This window comes from Gluconobacter sp., assembly GCF_047723935.1.
Classification (GTDB): domain Bacteria; phylum Pseudomonadota; class Alphaproteobacteria; order Acetobacterales; family Acetobacteraceae; genus Gluconobacter.
The window spans coordinates 250-775 of record NZ_JBDOBO010000127.1; the positions used below are offsets into that span (position 1 = coordinate 250).

At 54.6% G+C, this 526-nt stretch carries 1 protein-coding gene; it reads left to right on the forward strand.

Annotated elements, in window-relative coordinates:
- Positions 1-526: PepSY-associated TM helix domain-containing protein (locus ABF979_RS16515; protein ID WP_415560766.1), on the forward strand; the 526-nt coding region annotated here is incomplete at both ends.

Here is a 526-nt window from a genome sequence, read left to right on the forward strand (position 1 = left end):
TTTTGTGGCCTTTCTCTCTCTGACCGGAGCGGTTTATCTCTTCAAACCCCAGATTGATGACTGGATTGACTGGCGATATGACCATCTGCCCACAGTTCAGTCGCCCTCTCCCAAGCGTGACGTTCAGGCTGCTTTATCAGCAGTGCCGCAGGGGGCTTTCCTGGCTTATGAACTTCCGCGGACTTCGCAAAGTGCCGCACGTATTCTGCTCAGCAGGCCAGACGGAGAAGCCGTGCGGGTCTATGTGAACAGGAACACCCACACTGTTCTGAAAACTGTTCTGGAAGAAAGCAGATTTGAGCGTCTGGTTTTCCGGCTGCATGGGCAGTTGCTGTTGGGTAATGTGGGTTCTGTCATTATGGAAATGATCGCATCATGGACCATTGTGCTCATTGTGACAGGCCTGCTGCTCTGGTGGCCTCGCGGTCAGAAGGGACTGGCTGGCGTTGTTTATCCACGCCTCGGCACAAAAGGACGAACCCGGTGGCGGGATCTCCATGCTGTTACTGGCGTGTGGGCATCAGTG